Annotated in this window: 13 protein-coding genes; 9 read left to right on the top strand and 4 right to left on the bottom strand. The window is 59.9% G+C overall.

All coding sequences use genetic code 11. The features are described from left to right. The first annotated feature begins 431 nt into the window (after positions 1–431). On the top strand, positions 432–647 hold the full coding sequence (rmf, locus tag KGB14_RS05915; RefSeq protein WP_003223300.1) for a ribosome modulation factor: 216 nt from the start codon (positions 432–434) through the stop codon (positions 645–647). Between the two features lie 281 nt (positions 648–928). Here rmf and KGB14_RS05920 read toward each other — a convergent pair whose 3' ends face one another. Then, the gene (locus tag KGB14_RS05920) at positions 929–1,948 is read right to left on the bottom strand and encodes a quinone-dependent dihydroorotate dehydrogenase (RefSeq protein WP_223484691.1); all 1,020 of its coding nucleotides are present in this window, start codon (positions 1,946–1,948) and stop codon (positions 929–931) included. Between the two features lie 229 nt (positions 1,949–2,177). Here KGB14_RS05920 and KGB14_RS05925 point away from each other — a divergent pair, with 229 nt between their 5' ends. The 8 genes from KGB14_RS05925 (at position 2,178) to cobA (ending at position 13,904) form a co-directional block, all read left to right on the top strand. Then, positions 2,178–3,389 carry a CmpA/NrtA family ABC transporter substrate-binding protein gene (locus tag KGB14_RS05925; RefSeq protein WP_223484693.1) on the top strand — a complete coding sequence of 404 codons (1,212 nt, stop codon included), beginning with the start codon at positions 2,178–2,180 and terminating at the stop codon, positions 3,387–3,389. A gap of 15 nt (positions 3,390–3,404) precedes the next feature. After that, positions 3,405–3,980: an ANTAR domain-containing response regulator gene (locus KGB14_RS05930; RefSeq protein ID WP_008006986.1), complete on the top strand. Its 576-nt coding sequence runs from the start codon at positions 3,405–3,407 to the stop codon at positions 3,978–3,980. A 359-nt stretch (positions 3,981–4,339) separates the two neighbouring features. Beyond that, a complete protein-coding gene (locus KGB14_RS05935; protein WP_223484695.1) occupies positions 4,340–5,551 on the top strand; it encodes a nitrate/nitrite transporter in 1,212 nt (403 codons plus the stop codon). Between the two features lie 7 nt (positions 5,552–5,558). Further along, positions 5,559–7,229 (top strand): bifunctional protein-serine/threonine kinase/phosphatase, encoded by a 1,671-nt coding sequence (locus tag KGB14_RS05940; RefSeq protein WP_223484697.1) that lies wholly within the window; start codon positions 5,559–5,561, stop codon positions 7,227–7,229. Between the two features lie 403 nt (positions 7,230–7,632). Continuing rightward, positions 7,633–10,086 carry a nitrite reductase large subunit NirB gene (gene nirB, locus KGB14_RS05945; RefSeq protein ID WP_052965412.1) on the top strand — a complete coding sequence of 818 codons (2,454 nt, stop codon included), beginning with the start codon at positions 7,633–7,635 and terminating at the stop codon, positions 10,084–10,086. Continuing rightward, a complete protein-coding gene (gene nirD / locus KGB14_RS05950; protein WP_038979922.1) occupies positions 10,083–10,400 on the top strand; it encodes a nitrite reductase small subunit NirD in 318 nt (105 codons plus the stop codon). Before nirB ends, nirD begins: the two co-directional genes overlap by 4 nt. After that, positions 10,400–13,117 (top strand): nitrate reductase, encoded by a 2,718-nt coding sequence (locus tag KGB14_RS05955; RefSeq protein WP_223484699.1) that lies wholly within the window; start codon positions 10,400–10,402, stop codon positions 13,115–13,117. Before nirD ends, KGB14_RS05955 begins: the two co-directional genes overlap by 1 nt. A gap of 10 nt (positions 13,118–13,127) precedes the next feature. After that, on the top strand, positions 13,128–13,904 hold the full coding sequence (gene cobA, locus KGB14_RS05960) for a uroporphyrinogen-III C-methyltransferase (protein WP_223484701.1): 777 nt from the start codon (positions 13,128–13,130) through the stop codon (positions 13,902–13,904). A gap of 113 nt (positions 13,905–14,017) precedes the next feature. Here cobA and KGB14_RS05965 read toward each other — a convergent pair whose 3' ends face one another. The 3 genes from KGB14_RS05965 to KGB14_RS05975 all read right to left on the bottom strand — a co-directional run bounded on the left by KGB14_RS05965 (position 14,018) and on the right by KGB14_RS05975 (position 16,658). Next, positions 14,018–15,049 (bottom strand): OmpA family protein, encoded by a 1,032-nt coding sequence (locus KGB14_RS05965; protein ID WP_223484703.1) that lies wholly within the window; start codon positions 15,047–15,049, stop codon positions 14,018–14,020. Between the two features lie 107 nt (positions 15,050–15,156). Then, positions 15,157–15,747, bottom strand: a complete 591-nt coding sequence (sigX, locus tag KGB14_RS05970) for an RNA polymerase sigma factor SigX (protein WP_017337463.1) — start codon at positions 15,745–15,747, stop codon at positions 15,157–15,159. Positions 15,748–15,833: 86 nt separating this feature from the next. Next, a complete protein-coding gene (locus KGB14_RS05975) occupies positions 15,834–16,658 on the bottom strand; it encodes a mechanosensitive ion channel family protein (RefSeq protein ID WP_223484705.1) in 825 nt (274 codons plus the stop codon). Positions 16,659–16,660: the final 2 nt, after the last annotated feature.

Genomic DNA, 16,660 nt, shown 5'->3' on the forward strand with positions numbered 1-16,660 from the left:
GGTGTGCCGTCCCACCCTGACTGCTCGGGTTAAAAGAGCTTAGATGCCAGGGCAGATAAAAAAGTTATGCAACAAAATGTCATAAGTCGACCCTTCGTCGAATAGTCCCCCAGTGCAACGCGGGTCATTTTCGTTAAAGGCCCGGCTCATCCTCCAGCGCAGGGCCGATCATACCGGGGTTTGGCCAATAAACACGGGACAAATATCGTGTTACTTATGGCCATAGCATCTTTATGGTTACGTTCTTATGACAAAACGATCATTCCCACGATGTGACGCATTGGTTAGAACTCAACTCAGGTTGACGTCGCAACGGCGTCAACACCTTGGCTCGCGACGCCGGCAGCGAGCCACCAACGGCAGAGTTTTTCTGCCTGACCTCGATTGAGGTCGACGCGATAAATACAGTCAACAAGTGAGGGCAACACCCTATGAGAAGACTTAAGCGTGATCCGTTGGAAAGAGCATTTTTGCGCGGATATCAATATGGCGTTGGTGGTAAATCCCGTGAGCTTTGCCCATTTACTCTACCGTCGGTACGCCAAGCCTGGATCAATGGCTGGCGCGAAGGACGCGGCGACAACTGGGACGGTATGACCGGCACTGCGGGAATCCATAGACTCAACGAACTTCACGCCGTCGGCTAATACAGGGCACACACTCCGACACGACAATCTGATTACGCAACGACTTAACCACGCACGTCCCATCCGGACGGCGGGCTTCGGCCCAGGGGCTCCTTCGGGGAGCCCTTTTTTATGTCTGATCTCTGGCTAAACACGCCTGTAGACTAAACACGATCTCCCTGTAGGAGCTGCCGAAGGCTGCGATCTTTTGATCTTGCCCTTGATTGTAAAAAGCAAGATCAAAAGATCGCAGCCTTCGGCAGCTCCTACACCGATCGTGTACACCGCACCCCAGATGTCAGTTAGCGCAACGCGGCAATGGCATCCACCGATTCACGAATCAGCGCCGGGCCTTTATAGATGAAGCCGGAGTAGAGCTGCACCAGGCTCGCACCCGCGGCGATTTTCTCAGCCGCATGCTTGCCTTCAGTGATGCCGCCCACGGCGATGATCGGCAAACGACCAGCCAGCTCCGCCGCCAGTACCTTCACGGTATGGGTGCTCTTTTCGCGAACCGGCGCGCCGGACAGCCCGCCCGCCTCGTCACCATGCTCCATGCCTTCGACACCGACGCGGCTCAGGGTAGTGTTGGTGGCGATCACCGCGTCCATCCCGGTTTCGATCAGGGCCTGGGCCACTTGCACGGTTTCTTCGTCGGTCATGTCCGGCGCGATCTTGATCGCCAGCGGTACATGTTTGCCGTGGCGCAGGGCCAGTTCCGCCCGACGGGTGGCCAGGTCGGCGAGCAATTGCTTGAGCGAGTCGCCAAATTGCAGGCTGCGCAGGCCCGGGGTGTTCGGCGAGCTGACGTTGACCGTCACATAGCTGGCGTGGGCATAGACCTTGTCCAGGCAGATCAGGTAATCGTCGACCGCACGCTCAACCGGGGTGTCGAAGTTCTTGCCAATGTTGATGCCCAGCACGCCCTTGTACTTGGCCGCCGCGACGCGAGCGAGCAAGTGATCGACGCCGAGGTTGTTGAAACCCATGCGGTTGATAATGGCCTCGGCTTCCGGCAAACGGAAAATCCGTGGTTTCGGGTTGCCCGGTTGCGGACGCGGGGTAATGGTGCCGATTTCGACGAAACCGAAACCCAGTTGGGCAAAACCGTCGATCGCCGCGCCATTCTTGTCCAGACCGGCCGCCAGGCCAACCGGGTTCGGGAACTCCAGGCCCATGACCGTCACCGGCATTTTTGCCGGCGCCTTGCACAGCAAGCCGTTGAGGCCCAAACGCCCGCCCGCGCCGATCAGATCCAGAGACAGATCGTGGGAGGTTTCCGGGGAAAGTTTGAACAACAGCTGACGGGCCAGGGTGTACATGGGCAGGCTTGACTCGGTTGGCGATGAGAGGCGGCGATTATAGCCGCGCATCGGCCCCACAGGCGAGGCGCGCGGCAAAATCAACCCGCGATGGCATATGCCTTGCACCATCACAGGCATCAGCACTCATGCCAACGGCGGAATGAGTGGAAGGACAATGGCGTCGTCACTCGGCTTTGCCCACGCAAGGGCCTTGGGACGACGCTTTTTTTTGGAAGGTGCGAAATCGATGAACGAACCATCAGCCGGCCCGCTGGCCTGGGTCAATGGCAGCGATGCCCCGGAAAAAACCGAAATCAACCTCGGCTTCATGGCCCTGAGTGACTGCGCCTCAGTGGTGGTCGCCGCCACCCAGGGCTTCGCCCAACCCTACGGGCTGACCCTGAATCTCAAGCGCCAGTCGTCGTGGGCCAACCTGCGCGACAAACTGGTCAGCGGCGAACTCGACGCCGCCCACAGCCTGTACGGCCTGATTTACGCCGTGCACCTGGGCATCGGCGGCGTAGCGTCCACCGACATGGCCGTGCTCATGGGCCTGAACCAGAACGGCCAGAGCATCAACCTCTCCCACGGTTTGCAGGCCCTGGGCGTGACCAGTCCTGAAGCATTGGACCGGCATGTGCACCAAAGTCGCCCAAAACTGACCTTTGCTCAGACATTTCCCACAGGCACCCACGCCATGTGGCTGTATTACTGGCTAGCAAGTCAGGGCATTCATCCGTTGCAGGATGTCGACAGCGTAGTGGTGCCGCCGCCACAAATGGTCGCGCACCTGCAAGCCGGGCGCATTGACGGTTTCTGCGTTGGCGAGCCGTGGGCTGCAAGTGCGGTGCAGCAGAATCTCGGGTTTACGATGGCCACCACCCAGACGATCTGGCCCGATCATCCGGAAAAAGTCCTCGGCTGCACCCGCGCCTTCGTCGAGCAATACCCCAACACCGCCCGGGCATTGGTGATGGCGATCCTCGAAGCCAGCCGATTCATAGAAGCCAGCCGCGAAAATCGCCGCAGCACCGCACAACTGTTGAGCGCCCCTCAATACCTGGATGCACCGCTCGATTGCATCGAGCCGCGCTTGCTCGGTGACTACGCCGACGGCCTGGGCAATCGCTGGCAAGACCCGCACGCCATGCGTTTCCACGGCGATGGCGAGGTCAATCTGCCGTATTTGTCCGACGGCATGTGGTTCATGACCCAGTTCCGGCGCTGGGGTTTACTGCGCGACGACCCGGATTACCTCGGCGTGGCCCGTCAGGTCCAGCAACTAGACTTATACCGTGAGGCCGCAGCCGCTGCCGGTGTGCCCGCCCGGAGCCAGGAAATGCGCAGCAGTCAACTGATCGACGGCAAAGTCTGGGACGGCTCGGACCCGGCCGGCTATGCCCGCAGCTTCACGCTGCACGCCTTGAGCGACAGCGCTCCCCTTCTCGCCAGCCGCTGACAGGAGCCTACGAATATGTTGCGTATCCTGCTGATCAATGACACCGCGAAAAAGGTCGGGCGTCTGAAGGCGGCCCTGACCGAAGCCGGGTTCGAGGTTATCGATGAATCCGGCCTGACCATCGACCTGCCCGCGCGCGTCGAAACGGTGCGTCCGGATGTAATCCTGATCGATACCGAGTCACCGAGCCGCGATGTGATGGAGCAAGTGGTGCTGGTGACCCGTGACCAACCACGGCCAATCGTGATGTTCACCGACGAGCATGACCCCGATGTGATGCGCCGGGCGATCAAGTCCGGCGTCAGTGCCTACATCGTCGAAGGCATTCACGCACAACGCTTGCAGCCGATTCTCGATGTAGCCATGGCGCGCTTTGAAAGCGACCAGGCGCTGCGCGCGCAACTGCATGCCCGCGACCAGCAACTGGCCGAGCGCAAGCGCATCGAGCTGGCCAAGGGACTGCTGATGAAGATGAAGGACTGCAACGAAGAAGAGGCCTACACCCTGATGCGCCGCCAAGCCATGAGCCGCCAGCAGAAGCTGATACAGGTGGCTGAGCAGATTATTGCCATGAGTGAGTTGTTGGGCTGAAGCCTTGCGGAGCCTGTGCAGACGCCTTCGCGGGCAAGCCTCGCTCCTACGGGTTTGGTGGCGAGTTCAGATGTTGTAAACGACACAAAACCTGTAGGAGCGAGGCTTGCCCGCGAATGGCCACACCGCGATCTCACGTGTTGGCACAAATCTCGCTAAGTAAATCACTACAAGGTAACCAACGGCGGTTGCCCCACCTACGACAAAGACGTCGCTCACCTCATTCGCCTCCTGGCGGATCGGGTAGCGGCGTTTTTCCGTTTTGGCCCCAGAGACCGGGGCTGGTGGTGCGGCCGTTGCGGCGCCCCACCTGCAAGCTCATGACTCCTTCTTGATACGCCTGACAGCTGAGGTGCGCGATGAATTCAAGCTTCTGGAAATCCGGCCATACCCCGACACTGTTCGCAGCCTTCCTCTATTTCGATCTGAGCTTCATGGTCTGGTACCTGCTCGGCCCTTTGGCGGTGCAGATCGCCGCTGACTTGCACCTGACCACTCAACAGCGCGGGCTGGTGGTGGCCACGCCAATTCTGGCCGGGGCCGTATTACGCTTTGCGATGGGCATGCTGGCTGATCGTCTGTCGCCAAAAACCGCCGGGATCATCGGCCAGGTGATCGTTATCTGCGCCCTGTTCGTCGCCTGGAAAGTCGGCATCCACAGTTACGAGCAGGCGTTGTTGCTGGGCCTGTTCCTCGGCATGGCCGGTGCGTCCTTCGCCGTCGCCCTGCCGCTGGCCTCGCAATGGTATCCGCCTCAGCACCAAGGTAAAGCCATGGGCATCGCCGGTGCCGGCAACTCGGGCACCGTGCTCGCCGCGCTGATTGCCCCGGTGCTGGCCGCCATGTTTGGCTGGAGCAACGTGTTCGGCTTCGCCCTGATCCCGCTGATCCTGACCCTGATCGTCTTCGCCTGGCTGGCCAAGAATGCACCTGAACGCCCGAAAGCCAAGTCCATGACTGACTACTTCAAGGCCCTGGGTGACCGCGACAGCTGGTGGTTCATGTTTTTCTACAGCGTGACCTTCGGTGGCTTCATCGGCCTGGCCAGCGCCCTGCCCGGCTACTTCAACGACCAATACGGCCTGAGCCCGGTGACCGCCGGCTACTACACTGCAGCATGCGTATTTGGTGGCAGCCTGATGCGTCCGTTGGGCGGCGCGCTGGCGGATCGCTTCGGCGGGATTCGCACCTTGCTGGCGATGTACACCGTGGCAGCGACCTGCATTGCGGTAGTGGGTTTCAATCTGCCTAACTCCTACGCAGCGTTGGCGCTTTTCGTCTGCTCCATGCTCGGTTTGGGTGCAGGCAACGGTGCCGTATTCCAGTTGGTCCCGCAGCGTTTTCGTCGGGAGATCGGTGTGATGACCGGGTTGATCGGCATGGCCGGTGGCATCGGTGGCTTTGCACTGGCGGCCGGCATGGGCGCGATCAAGCAAAGCACTGGCAGCTATCAAATGGCCTTGTGGTTGTTTGCCAGCCTCGGCGTGCTCGCCTGGTTCGGTCTGCACGGTGTGAAACGTCGCTGGAGAACCACTTGGGGTTCGGCAGCCGTCACCGCTGCTCGAGTGTGAGGGCTGAATGAGCCTGCAACTGAGTTTTGCCGAACACAGCGCCATCGGGCCTCGCGAAGAGAACCAGGACGCTCTGCGCCTGGTCACTCCGGCCCCGGCGCTGGCGGCGAGCAAGGGTTACCTGTTCGCCATCGCCGACGGCGTCAGCCAATGCGCCGATGGCGGTCTTGCGGCCCGTTCGACCTTGCAGGCCTTGGCGCTGGACTATTACGCCACCCCGGAAACCTGGGGCGTCGCCCAGGCATTGGACCGTCTGCTACTGGCGCAAAATCGTTGGTTACAGGCTAACGGTGGCGGGCAACCGCTGCTGACCACCGTCAGTGCCTTGGTGATGCGCGGCAGGCGTTTCACCCTGGCGCATGTCGGTGATTGCCGGGTTTACCGCTGGCACGCCGACACGCTGCAACGGGTGAGCGAGGATCACGTCTGGGACCAGCCGGGCATGCAGCATGTGCTCAAGCGGGCCTTGGGGCTGGATCAACATCTGGTGCTGGACTTTCTCGATGGCGAACTGCGCCTGAATGAGAGTTTCGTGCTGCTCAGCGATGGCATCTGGGCCGTGCTGGGCGACACGGCCATTGCGGGCATTTTGCGTGATCAGCCTGACCTGGACAGTGCCGCGCAGACCTTGGTCAGCGCCGCGCACCTGGCCGGCAGTCAGGACAACGCCAGCGCCCTGCTGGTGCGGGTCGATGCCCTCGGTGAAACCAGCATCGGCGATGCCCTGATTCATCTGCAGCAATGGCCACTCCCGCCAGCGTTGAAACCGGGCCAGGCCTTCGAAGGCTGGCAGGTCGAGGGGATCCTCGGCCAGAGCCAGCAATCGCTGCTTTATCGAGTACGCGACGCCCAACAACAGCCCTGGCTGCTGAAAACCTTACCTGCTGCACTCCATGACGATCACCTGGCCGGGCAGGCATTGTTGTCGGAGGAATGGTTTCTCAAGCGTGTGGCCGGGCGGCATTTTCCCGAAGTCCATGCCGCCAGTCAGCGTCAGCATTTGTACTACGTGATGCGTGAATATTCCGGGTCTACCCTGGCGGAGCTGCATGAGCGTGTCGCAACGCTGCCCTTGGCTCAATGGCAGGATCTGGCTGAACGCCTGCTGCGGGCCGTCGGCATACTGCATCGACGGCAGATTCTGCATCGCGATATCAAACCGGAGAACCTGCTGCTGGGGGACGACGGCGAGCTGCGCCTGCTGGATTTCGGCCTCGCCTACTGCCCCGGCCTGTCTGAAGATCAAGCTTTCGCCCTGCCCGGAACGCCCAGCTATATCGCGCCGGAAGCCTTTCGAGGTGACCCGCCAACACCGCAACAGGATTTGTATGCGGTCGGCGTGACCTTGTATTACCTGCTGACCGGGCATTATCCCTACGGCGAAATCGAAGCGTTCCAGCGCCCACGGTTTGGTGTGCCTGTCAGCGCCAGTCGCTACCGACCCGACTTGCCGGAGTGGATCGCGCAAAGCCTGGAGCGCGCAGTGGCGGCAGCTCCGGATCAGCGCTTTGAAACGGCGGAAGAATGGTTGCTGCTACTGGAACAGGGAGAACGACGCAGTTTGAGCGTGCGCCCCAGACCGTTGCTGGAGCGCGAACCGTTGAAAGTCTGGCGGACGTTGGCGCTGGTGTCGTTGCTGGTGAATCTGGTGCTGCTGTTTTTGCTGTTTCATGGTTGAGTTTTTCACTGCCCCCAAAAGATCAAAAGATCGCAGCCTGCGAAAGCGCCTACAGGTGCCCACGATCTCCCGCAGGAGCTGCCGCAGGCTGCGATCTTTTGACTTTTCTGCTTCAAAACCGTGCATGGCGCATTGAACCGGTGCATGCAAACACCCTCCTCCCACGCTGAGAGCCCATAAATCCGGCATTTGTGCGACTTGGCACAACCACTGCATTACCTTTCCCAACATACATAAAGCCCGGCCTTCAACGTAGAAGGCTGCGCTGCCCGAGAGAACGGGACAAGGACAAAGGCGTCCTCGCTAGTTAGCTAGCGGGACGCCTTTTTTTGTTTGCGCAAAATTTTGTCGAGCAAGGCCTGAATGCCCTGATGAGGCCAGCCCGAGCTCCCCGGAGAACCTGATGAAAAAACTAAAACTGGTGATGATCGGCAACGGCATGGCCGGGGTTCGCACCCTGGAAGAACTGCTCAAACTGAGTAATGAGCTGTACGACATCACGGTCTTCGGCGCCGAACCCCATACCAACTACAACCGCATCCTGCTGTCGCCTGTATTGGCCGGCGAACAGACGTTCGAAGAGATCGTGCTCAACGATCTGGACTGGTACCTGGAAAACAACATCAAGCTGCTGCTCAACCGCAAAGTGGTGGAGATCGACCGGGTCAAACGCCGGGTCATCGCCGAAGACGGCACCGAGGCCGAATACGACCGCCTGCTGATCGCTACCGGCTCGACCCCGTTCATCCTGCCGATCCCCGGCAATACCCTGCAGGGCGTGATCGGCTACCGCGACATTGCCGACACCCAGGCGATGATCGACACCGCCAAGACCCACAAGCACGCCGTGGTCATCGGCGGCGGCCTGCTGGGTCTTGAAGCCGCCAACGGCCTGATGCTGCGCGGCATGCACGTCACCGTGGTGCACATCGGCGAATGGCTGCTGGAACGGCAACTGGATAAAACCAGCGGCCAACTCCTGCAAACCGCCCTGGAAGCCCGCGGCCTGCATTTCCGCCTGTGCGAACAGACCCAGGCCCTGCACGACGCCGGCAATGGCCGGGTCGGCTCAGTGCAGTTCAAGAACGGCGACATCATCCCCGCCGACCTGGTGGTGATGGCCGCTGGCATTCGCCCCAACACCGAACTCGCGGAGAAATCCGGCATCCCTTGCAACCGCGGGATTCTGGTCAACGACACGATGCAAACCTACGACCCTCGGGTCTACGCCATCGGCGAATGCGCCAGCCACCGTGGCATTGCCTACGGCCTGGTCGCGCCACTGTTCGAACAAGCCAAGGTGTGCGCCAACCACCTCGCTCAATTGGGCTTCGCCACCTACAAGGGCTCGGTGACGTCGACCAAATTGAAAGTCACCGGTATCGACCTGTTTTCCGCCGGCGACTTCATGGGTGGCGAAGGCACCGAAACCATCACCCTTTCCGACCCGATCGGTGGGGTCTACAAAAAACTGGTGATCAAGGATGACGTGCTGGTCGGGGCCTGTCTGTACGGCGATACGGCAGATGGTGGTTGGTATTTCCGGCAGATCCGTGAGAACCATGGCATCGGCGAGATCCGCGATCACCTGATGTTCGGCGAAAACGCCCTCGGCGACGTAGGACATCAAGGTCAGGACAAAGCCATGAGCATGGCCGACACCGCCGAAGTCTGCGGCTGCAATGGCGTGTGCAAAGGCACCATCGTCAAAGCCATTCAGGAACACGGTCTGTTCAGCGTCGATGACGTGAAGAAACACACCAAGGCCGCCAGTTCTTGTGGCTCTTGCGCCGGCCTCGTCGAGCAGATTCTGATCAACACTGTGGGCGGCGCGGCGGACGTCAAACCGAAGAGCGAAAAAGCCATCTGCGGTTGCAGCGACCTCAACCACGGGCAAATTCGCCAAGCCATCCGCGACCAGCACCTGCTGACCATCGCCGGCACCATGAGCTACCTGAACTGGCGCACCCCGAACGGTTGTGCCACCTGCCGCCCGGCGCTCAACTATTACCTGATCTCCACCTGGCCGGGCGAAGCCAAGGATGATCCGCAATCGCGCCTGATCAACGAACGTGCCCACGCCAACATTCAGAAAGACGGCACTTACTCTGTAGTCCCGCGGATGTGGGGCGGTGTGACCAATCCTTCGGAGCTGCGGCGCATCGCCGACGTGGCCGACAAATACAACGTGCCGATGGTCAAGGTCACCGGCGGCCAGCGCATCGACTTGCTGGGGATCAAAAAACAGGACCTGCCTGGCGTCTGGAAGGATCTGGATATGCCATCCGGCCACGCCTACGGCAAATCCATCCGCACGGTGAAAACCTGCGTCGGCAGCGAGTTCTGCCGCTTCGGCACCCAGAACTCCACGCAACTGGGCATCGAGCTCGAACACGACCTGTTCAACATGTGGTCGCCGCACAAAGTGAAACTGGCCGTCTCCGGTTGCCCACGCAACTGCTCGGAAGCGGGAATCAAGGATGTCGGCATTATCGGCGTGGATTCCGGCTGGGAGATGTACATCGGCGGCAACGGCGGGATCAAAACTGAAGTCGCAGAGTTCTTCGTCAAACTGAAAACCGCCGAAGAAGTACGCGAATACAACGGCGCGTTCCTGCAGCTGTATCGCGAAGAAGCCTTCTACCTTGAGCGCACCGTGCACTACCTGCAACGGGTCGGCATGGAACACATCAAGAAAGCCGTGCTGGAAGACCCGGAACGGCGCAAGGCATTAAACGATCGCCTGCAATTTTCCCTGTCGTTCGAACAGGACCCCTGGAAGGAACGCCTCGAACAGCCGCTGCTGAAAAAAGAATTTGAGGTCATTCCCGTGAAGAACCTGGAGGTGTCGGTATGAACTGGCTGGATATCTGCGCACTGGAAGAGATCAACACCCTTGGCTCGCGGATCATCGCCGGCCCGAAAGGCGACATCGCGATTTTTCGTACAAGCGACGATGAGGTTTTCGCCCTCGACGACCGCTGTCCGCACAAGGGCGGGCCGCTGTCTCAGGGTTTGATCTACGGCAAGCGGGTGGCCTGCCCGCTGCACAACTGGCAGATCGATCTGGAAACCGGCGAAGCCCAGGCCCCGGATGTCGGCTGCGCCCACCATCACTCGGCACGGGTCGAGAACGGCCGGGTGCTGCTGGCCCTGCGGGAAGCAAGCTGATGGACCGTCAAATCACCGCCTCCACCTGCTGCTACTGCGGGGTCGGCTGCGGCGTGCTGATCGAACACGACGGCGAGCGCATCCTCGGCGTCAGCGGCGATCCGGCACACCCGGCCAACTTCGGCAAATTGTGCAGTAAAGGTTCGACCCTGCACCTGACCGGCGACCTGACGGCACGGGCGTTATACCCGGAACTGCGCCTGGGCAAAGGCCTGGCCCGCAGCCGCACCGATTGGGACACTGCCCTTGATCATGCCGCCAGCGTCTTTGCCGAGACCATCGCCGAGCACGGCCCGGACAGCGTCGCGTTCTACATCTCCGGGCAATTGCTGACCGAGGATTACTACGCCTTCAACAAACTGGCGCGGGCTCTGGTGGGCACCAACAACATCGACAGCAATTCGCGACTGTGCATGTCTTCCGCGGTAGTCGGCTACAAGCGCAGCCTCGGCGCCGATGCTCCCCCTTGCAATTACGAAGACCTGGAATTGAGCGACTGCGTGATGATCGTCGGCAGCAACATGGCCTACGCCCACCCGGTACTGTTTCGTCGCCTGGAAGAAGCCAAATCCCGCCGACCGCAGATGAAAGTCATCGTCATCGACCCACGGCGCACCGACACCTGCGATTTGGCCGACTTGCACCTGGCGATTCTGCCCGGCACTGACGTCGCCTTGTTCCACGGAATTTTGCACCTGTTGCTGTGGGAAGACTGGGTCGACCGCGACTTCATCAAGGCCCACACCGAAGGCCTGGCCGAGCTGAAAAACCTGGTGCGCGATTACACCCCGTCAATGGTTTCTCAGCTCTGTGGCATCAGCGTCGAGCAACTGCATCAATGCGCCGAATGGGTCGGCACTTCACCGAGTTTTCTGTCGCTGTGGTGCATGGGGCTGAATCAGTCCACCGCTGGCAGCGCGAAGAACAGCGCACTGATCAACCTGCACCTGGCCACCGGGCAAATCGGTCGGCCCGGTGCAGGACCTTTCTCGCTGACCGGTCAGCCGAATGCCATGGGCGGCCGGGAAACCGGCAGTTTGTCAAACCTGCTACCAGGCCATCGTGAAGCGGCCAATGCTGAACACCGCGCGCAAGTGGCTGCCTACTGGGGCGTTGATCAACTGCCCGCGAACACCGGGCTAACCGCCATCGAACTGTTCGAGCAGATGAGTAGCGGCAAGATCAAAGCCCTGTGGATCGCCTGCACCAACCCTGCACAGTCGCTGCCGGATCAAACCGCTGTGCGCGCGGCACTGCAAGCCTGCCCGTTCGTGGTGTTGCAGGAAGCCTTTCGCACCACCGAAACCGCCGCGTTCGCCGACCTGCTGCTGCCCGCCGCCAGTTGGGGTGAAAAGGACGGCACGGTCACCAACTCCGAACGGCGCATTTCCCACGTCCGTCGGGCCATTGGCGCACCCGGTGAAGCACGGTCCGACTGGGCGATCACGGTGGATTTCGCACAGCGCCTGGAGAAACGTCTGCGCCCCGGAGCAACCAGCCTGTTTGCCTTTGAAACCCCGGCACAGGTCTTCGACGAATACAAACACCTGACTCACGGCCGCGACCTCGACCTGTCCGGGATCAGTCATGAGTTGATCGACCAGCTCGGCCCACAGCAATGGCCCTTCCCCGCCGGCGCCCGCGAAGGCACGGCGCGGCTCTACCTCGACGGAGTTTTCCCTACTGCCAGCGGGCGTGCACAGTTCGTGACCGACCCGTATCGCGCTGCCAAGGAGCAACGCGATGCGCGCTTCCCGCTGACCCTGATCACCGGCCGCCTGCGCGATCAATGGCACGGCATGAGCCGCACCGGCACCGCCGCGCAGCTATTCGGCCATGTCAGCGAAGCCGTGTTGAGCCTGCACCCGGATGAACTGCGCCGGCATCGCCTGCAACCTGGCGACCTGATCAATCTGAAAAGTCGCCGGGGCTCGGTGATCGTGCCGGTCAGCAGCGACGACAGCGTACGTCCGGGCCAGGCCTTTCTGCCGATGCATTGGGGCGACCGCTTTCTCAAGGGCGGCGTGAATACCCTCACACTTCCTGCCTTCGATCCGCTGTCGAAACAACCGGAACTCAAACACAGCGGTGTGCGACTCGAGCCTGTGCAATTGCCCTGGCAGCTTTTCGCGCTGATAGAGGGTGATGTTCAACAGCATTTAGAGACACTGCGACCACTCTGTGAGGCGTTTTCCTACGCAAGCCTCAGCCTTACCGGTCGTGAGCGTCCTGCGCTGCTGATACGCGCTGCCAGCGCCACCGCGCCAGAGCCGCAGCTATTGCGTGATATCGACCAATGCCTGGGGCTCAACGACGGCCCGGTATTGGCCTACGACGATCCTCGGCGTTCGATCGGCAAACGGGTACGGATCGAGAACGGCCGGATCACCGCAATTCGCCTGGCCGGTGAAACCCTCGCCCAACACTGGCTGCAAAGCCTGTGGCTCGAAGGCCGCGCCGATGAACAACTGCGCCGCTGGCTGCTGGCACCGTTGAGTGCGCCACCGGGCAGCGCTGGCACTCCCGCATCCGGCACCAAAACCCTGTGCAACTGCATGAACGTCAGCCAGAACGCGGTCTGTGCCGGTATCGGCCGTGGCCTGGACTTGCAGGGTTTGAAACAAGAATTGGGTTGCGGCACGCAATGCGGCTCCTGCGTCCCGGAAATCAAGCGTTTGCTGGCCGCCACTGCGCAGCCAGTCGCCGTCATCTCGTGAGGAAAACACTATGAGCGCAAAAGTCTGGCTGGTGGGTGCGGGTCCTGGCGATCCTGAATTGATGACCCTCAAGGCGGTTCGAGCGTTGCGCGAAGCGGACGTGGTGCTGATCGACGATCTGGTCAATGACGCGGTGCTGGAGCATTGCCCGAGCGCACGAATTATTCCTGTGGGTAAGCGCGGCGGCTGTCGCTCCACGCCTCAAGCGTTCATTCATCGCCTTATGCTGCGTTATACCCGCCAAGGCAAATGCGTGGTGCGGCTCAAGGGTGGCGATCCGTGCATCTTCGGGCGCGGCGGTGAAGAAGCGCAGTGGTTGCGTGAGCGCGGCGTCGAGGTTGAGCTGGTCAACGGCATCACCGCTGGCCTTGCCGGCGCGACCCAATGCGATATTTCGCTGACGCTCAGAGGCGTCGCGCGTGGCGTGACACTGGTTACGGCGCACACTCAGGATGACAGCAGCCTGAACTGGCAGGCCTTGGCTCAAGGGGGCACCACGCTAGTGATCTACATGGGCGTGGCAAAGCTGAGTGAAATTCGCGAGCAACTGCTGGCCGGTGGAATGGCAGCCGATACGCCTGTGGCGATGATCGAAAATGCTTCCCTGCCGCACCAACGGGAATGTCGGAGTGACTTGGCAGCAATGGAAGAAGATGCCTGCGACTTCCAGCTCAAAAGTCCGGCGATTCTGGTGATTGGCGCGGTGGCGGCTTGTGAAGAAAAAGTCAAAAGATCGCAGCCTTCGGCAGCGCCTACAGTAGATCGATGCATCGGCGCGTTCCGGTAGGAGCTGCCGCAGGCTGCGATCTTTTCGGAGCACCGCCAAACCCTCGCTGAAACCCAAATCGCAGACAAAGAAAAGCCCGGCCTAAGCCGGGCTTTTCCAGAGCTGCGAGCTAATTACTTAGCTTGAGTTTCAACCTTCGCTTCTACGCGACGGTTAACAGCGCGACCAGCTTCAGTGGCGTTGTCAGCAACTGGGCGGGATTCGCCGTAGCCAACAGACTGAACGCGGGACGACTGAACACCGTACTGGTTGGTCAGAACTTGCTTAACGGCGTTTGCACGACGCTCGGACAGTTTCTGGTTGTAAGCGTCAGGACCGACGGAGTCAGTGTGACCTTCAACTACAGTAGTAGTGGACGGGTACTGCTTCATGAAGTCAGCCAGGTTTTTGATGTCGCCGTAGCTGTTAGGCTTGACTACCGACTTGTTGAAGTCGAATTTCACGTCCAGCTCAACACGAACAACTTCAGCAACTGCTGGGCAGCCATCAGCGTCAACAGTTACGTTGGCTGCGGTGTCCGGGCACTTGTCAACGTTGTCGCAAACGCCATCGTTGTCGCTGTCGGAGCAAACTTCAGCTGGTGCTGGAACTGGAGCAGCAGCAGGCTTGGAGCCGCCACCGAAGTTCACACCGATACCGACGCTTGGTGCCCACTCGGTGTCACCCTGGTCGATGTTGTACTGAGCTTCAACGCCGGCACGGGCGTAGAAGTTTTCAGTGAAGTACAGCTTGGCACCACCGCCAACGTTGGCGAAAGTGGAGCGGTTACGACCCGAACCGTTCTGGCCAATGCTCTGGTCCGAGAAACCGGCAGAAACGTATGGACGGATCATGTCGCCTGGGTTGTTGAAGTGGTACAGAGCGTCCAGAGCGGTATCAGCGCCCTTTACGTTACGACCATCATCTGCACGTACGTTGTGTACTTCGTCGTAGGCCAGACGCAGTTCCACGTCGTCGGTCAGGAAGTAACCAACCGAACCGCCGAACAGATTGCCGTTGTTCTTGAAGTTACGATCGCTGTCGTACTGTTCTTTCTTGGCGAAGCCTTCGATTTCAACTGCGCCTTGGCCTTGTGCCAGCGCGCCGAACGAAGTAGCGGCAATAAGAGAACCAATGGCAAAGCCCAAGGTGTTTTTCAGTTTCATCCGTTAAATCCCCATCTGGTGATTGTGAAGCAGTCCCGCAAACCGGGGGACAACTCGGCGGCAAGTCTATCAGAACTTGCCTACACGTAAGAGATATTTGCGCCGAACTAAGTTTCGGCAATGCCTGCAAATTTCTCACGCAATTTGTCTAGAGCGCGTTTATACCGCATTTTTGTCGCACTCAAACCCATGTGCATTATGTCTGCGATCTCCTGAAATTCCAGCTCTGCGACAAATCGTAGCACCAGAATTTCACGGTCGATCGGGTTCACATACACCAGCCAGCGATCAAGTCCACCCTTTTCCTCGGGTTTAGGCGCCTTTTCTTCAGACGCTTCCTCGAGGGGGTCCAGACTCAAAGCGTCCATCAAGCGACGCTTTCGCCGTTCTTTCCGATACTGCGTGATGCATTCGTTGTAGGTGATGCTGTACAGCCACGTCTTGAACTTCGATTTCCCCTCGAAGTTCTTCAGGCCGTACAGCACCTTCAACATCACTTCCTGACAGACATCGTCTGCATCGCGATCGTTCCCAAGATACCGCGCACAAACGTTAAATAATGTTCGCTGGTAACGCCGCATCAGTTCTTCATAGGCGCGGGTTACGTGAAACAGCTCGGTATGCGAGCGCGCGACCAACTCCTCATCAGAGAGCTCGCGGGGGTCGTAGCGCGTGGAGAGCGATTGAGCTTTATTCAAAACAAGTCGGGCCGACAGTCAGGTCAATGTCCGCCGCAGCCCCTCAGGGCATTTTGCGGCGGCATACATTAGCAGGATTTGCCGGGTTAGCGGCTACTCACATGCTGCTCCAGGAGAATCCGATTCGAGAGAGAGACTAGCTCACCCTCGTCGGTCAGCACGGTGGTTTTCACCGTGCCGATCTCTTCGATCTGACCTTCGACCTCGCCAACTCGTACTTGTTGCCCAACCTGATACAACTCACGCACATAGATTCCCGCAAGAATCTGACCGGCAATTTCCCGGCTTCCCAACCCCATGGCCAGCGCTACCGCCAGACCAACGGTAATCAACACGATCACGATCACATGGTTGAGCAGGTCTGTCTTGACCTCCAACTGGCTGATCGCAACCGAAATACTGATGATGATCACCAGGCCTTGGGCAATTCGCCCCAGGCCGGCGGCGTAGTCAAGCCCTACGCCTTCTGCCGCGCCACGCACCAGCCCATTGGCCAGTTGCGCCAGCAAGACACCCACCAGCAGCACCAGCGCAGCGCCAAATACTTTCGGCAAATACAACGCCAGCATGTCCAGCGTAGCTGAAACTCGTTCAAGTCCAAGTGATTCTGCCGCCGAAACCAGGAAAATCAGCAGCACGAACCAATAGACGATCTTGCCGATCAACGTCGAGATAGGCACCTGAAGACCGGCGCGGGACAGTATTTTGGTCAGCCCGGTCCCCCCCATCAAGCGATCGAGGCCCAGTTTGGCGAGCAACTTGGAGAGCAATGTGTCCAGCAGCTTGGCCACGACAAACCCCAGCAGCAGCACAACCAGTGCGCCGAACAGGTTCGGAATGAAGTTCGCAACCTTGGTCCATAACGCAGTCATTGCAGTGACGAGGCTCTGAGTCCAGAGATCAAGTTCCATAT

The sequence above is a fragment of the Pseudomonas sp. A-RE-19 genome (assembly GCF_019956555.1).
GTDB lineage: Bacteria > Pseudomonadota > Gammaproteobacteria > Pseudomonadales > Pseudomonadaceae > Aquipseudomonas.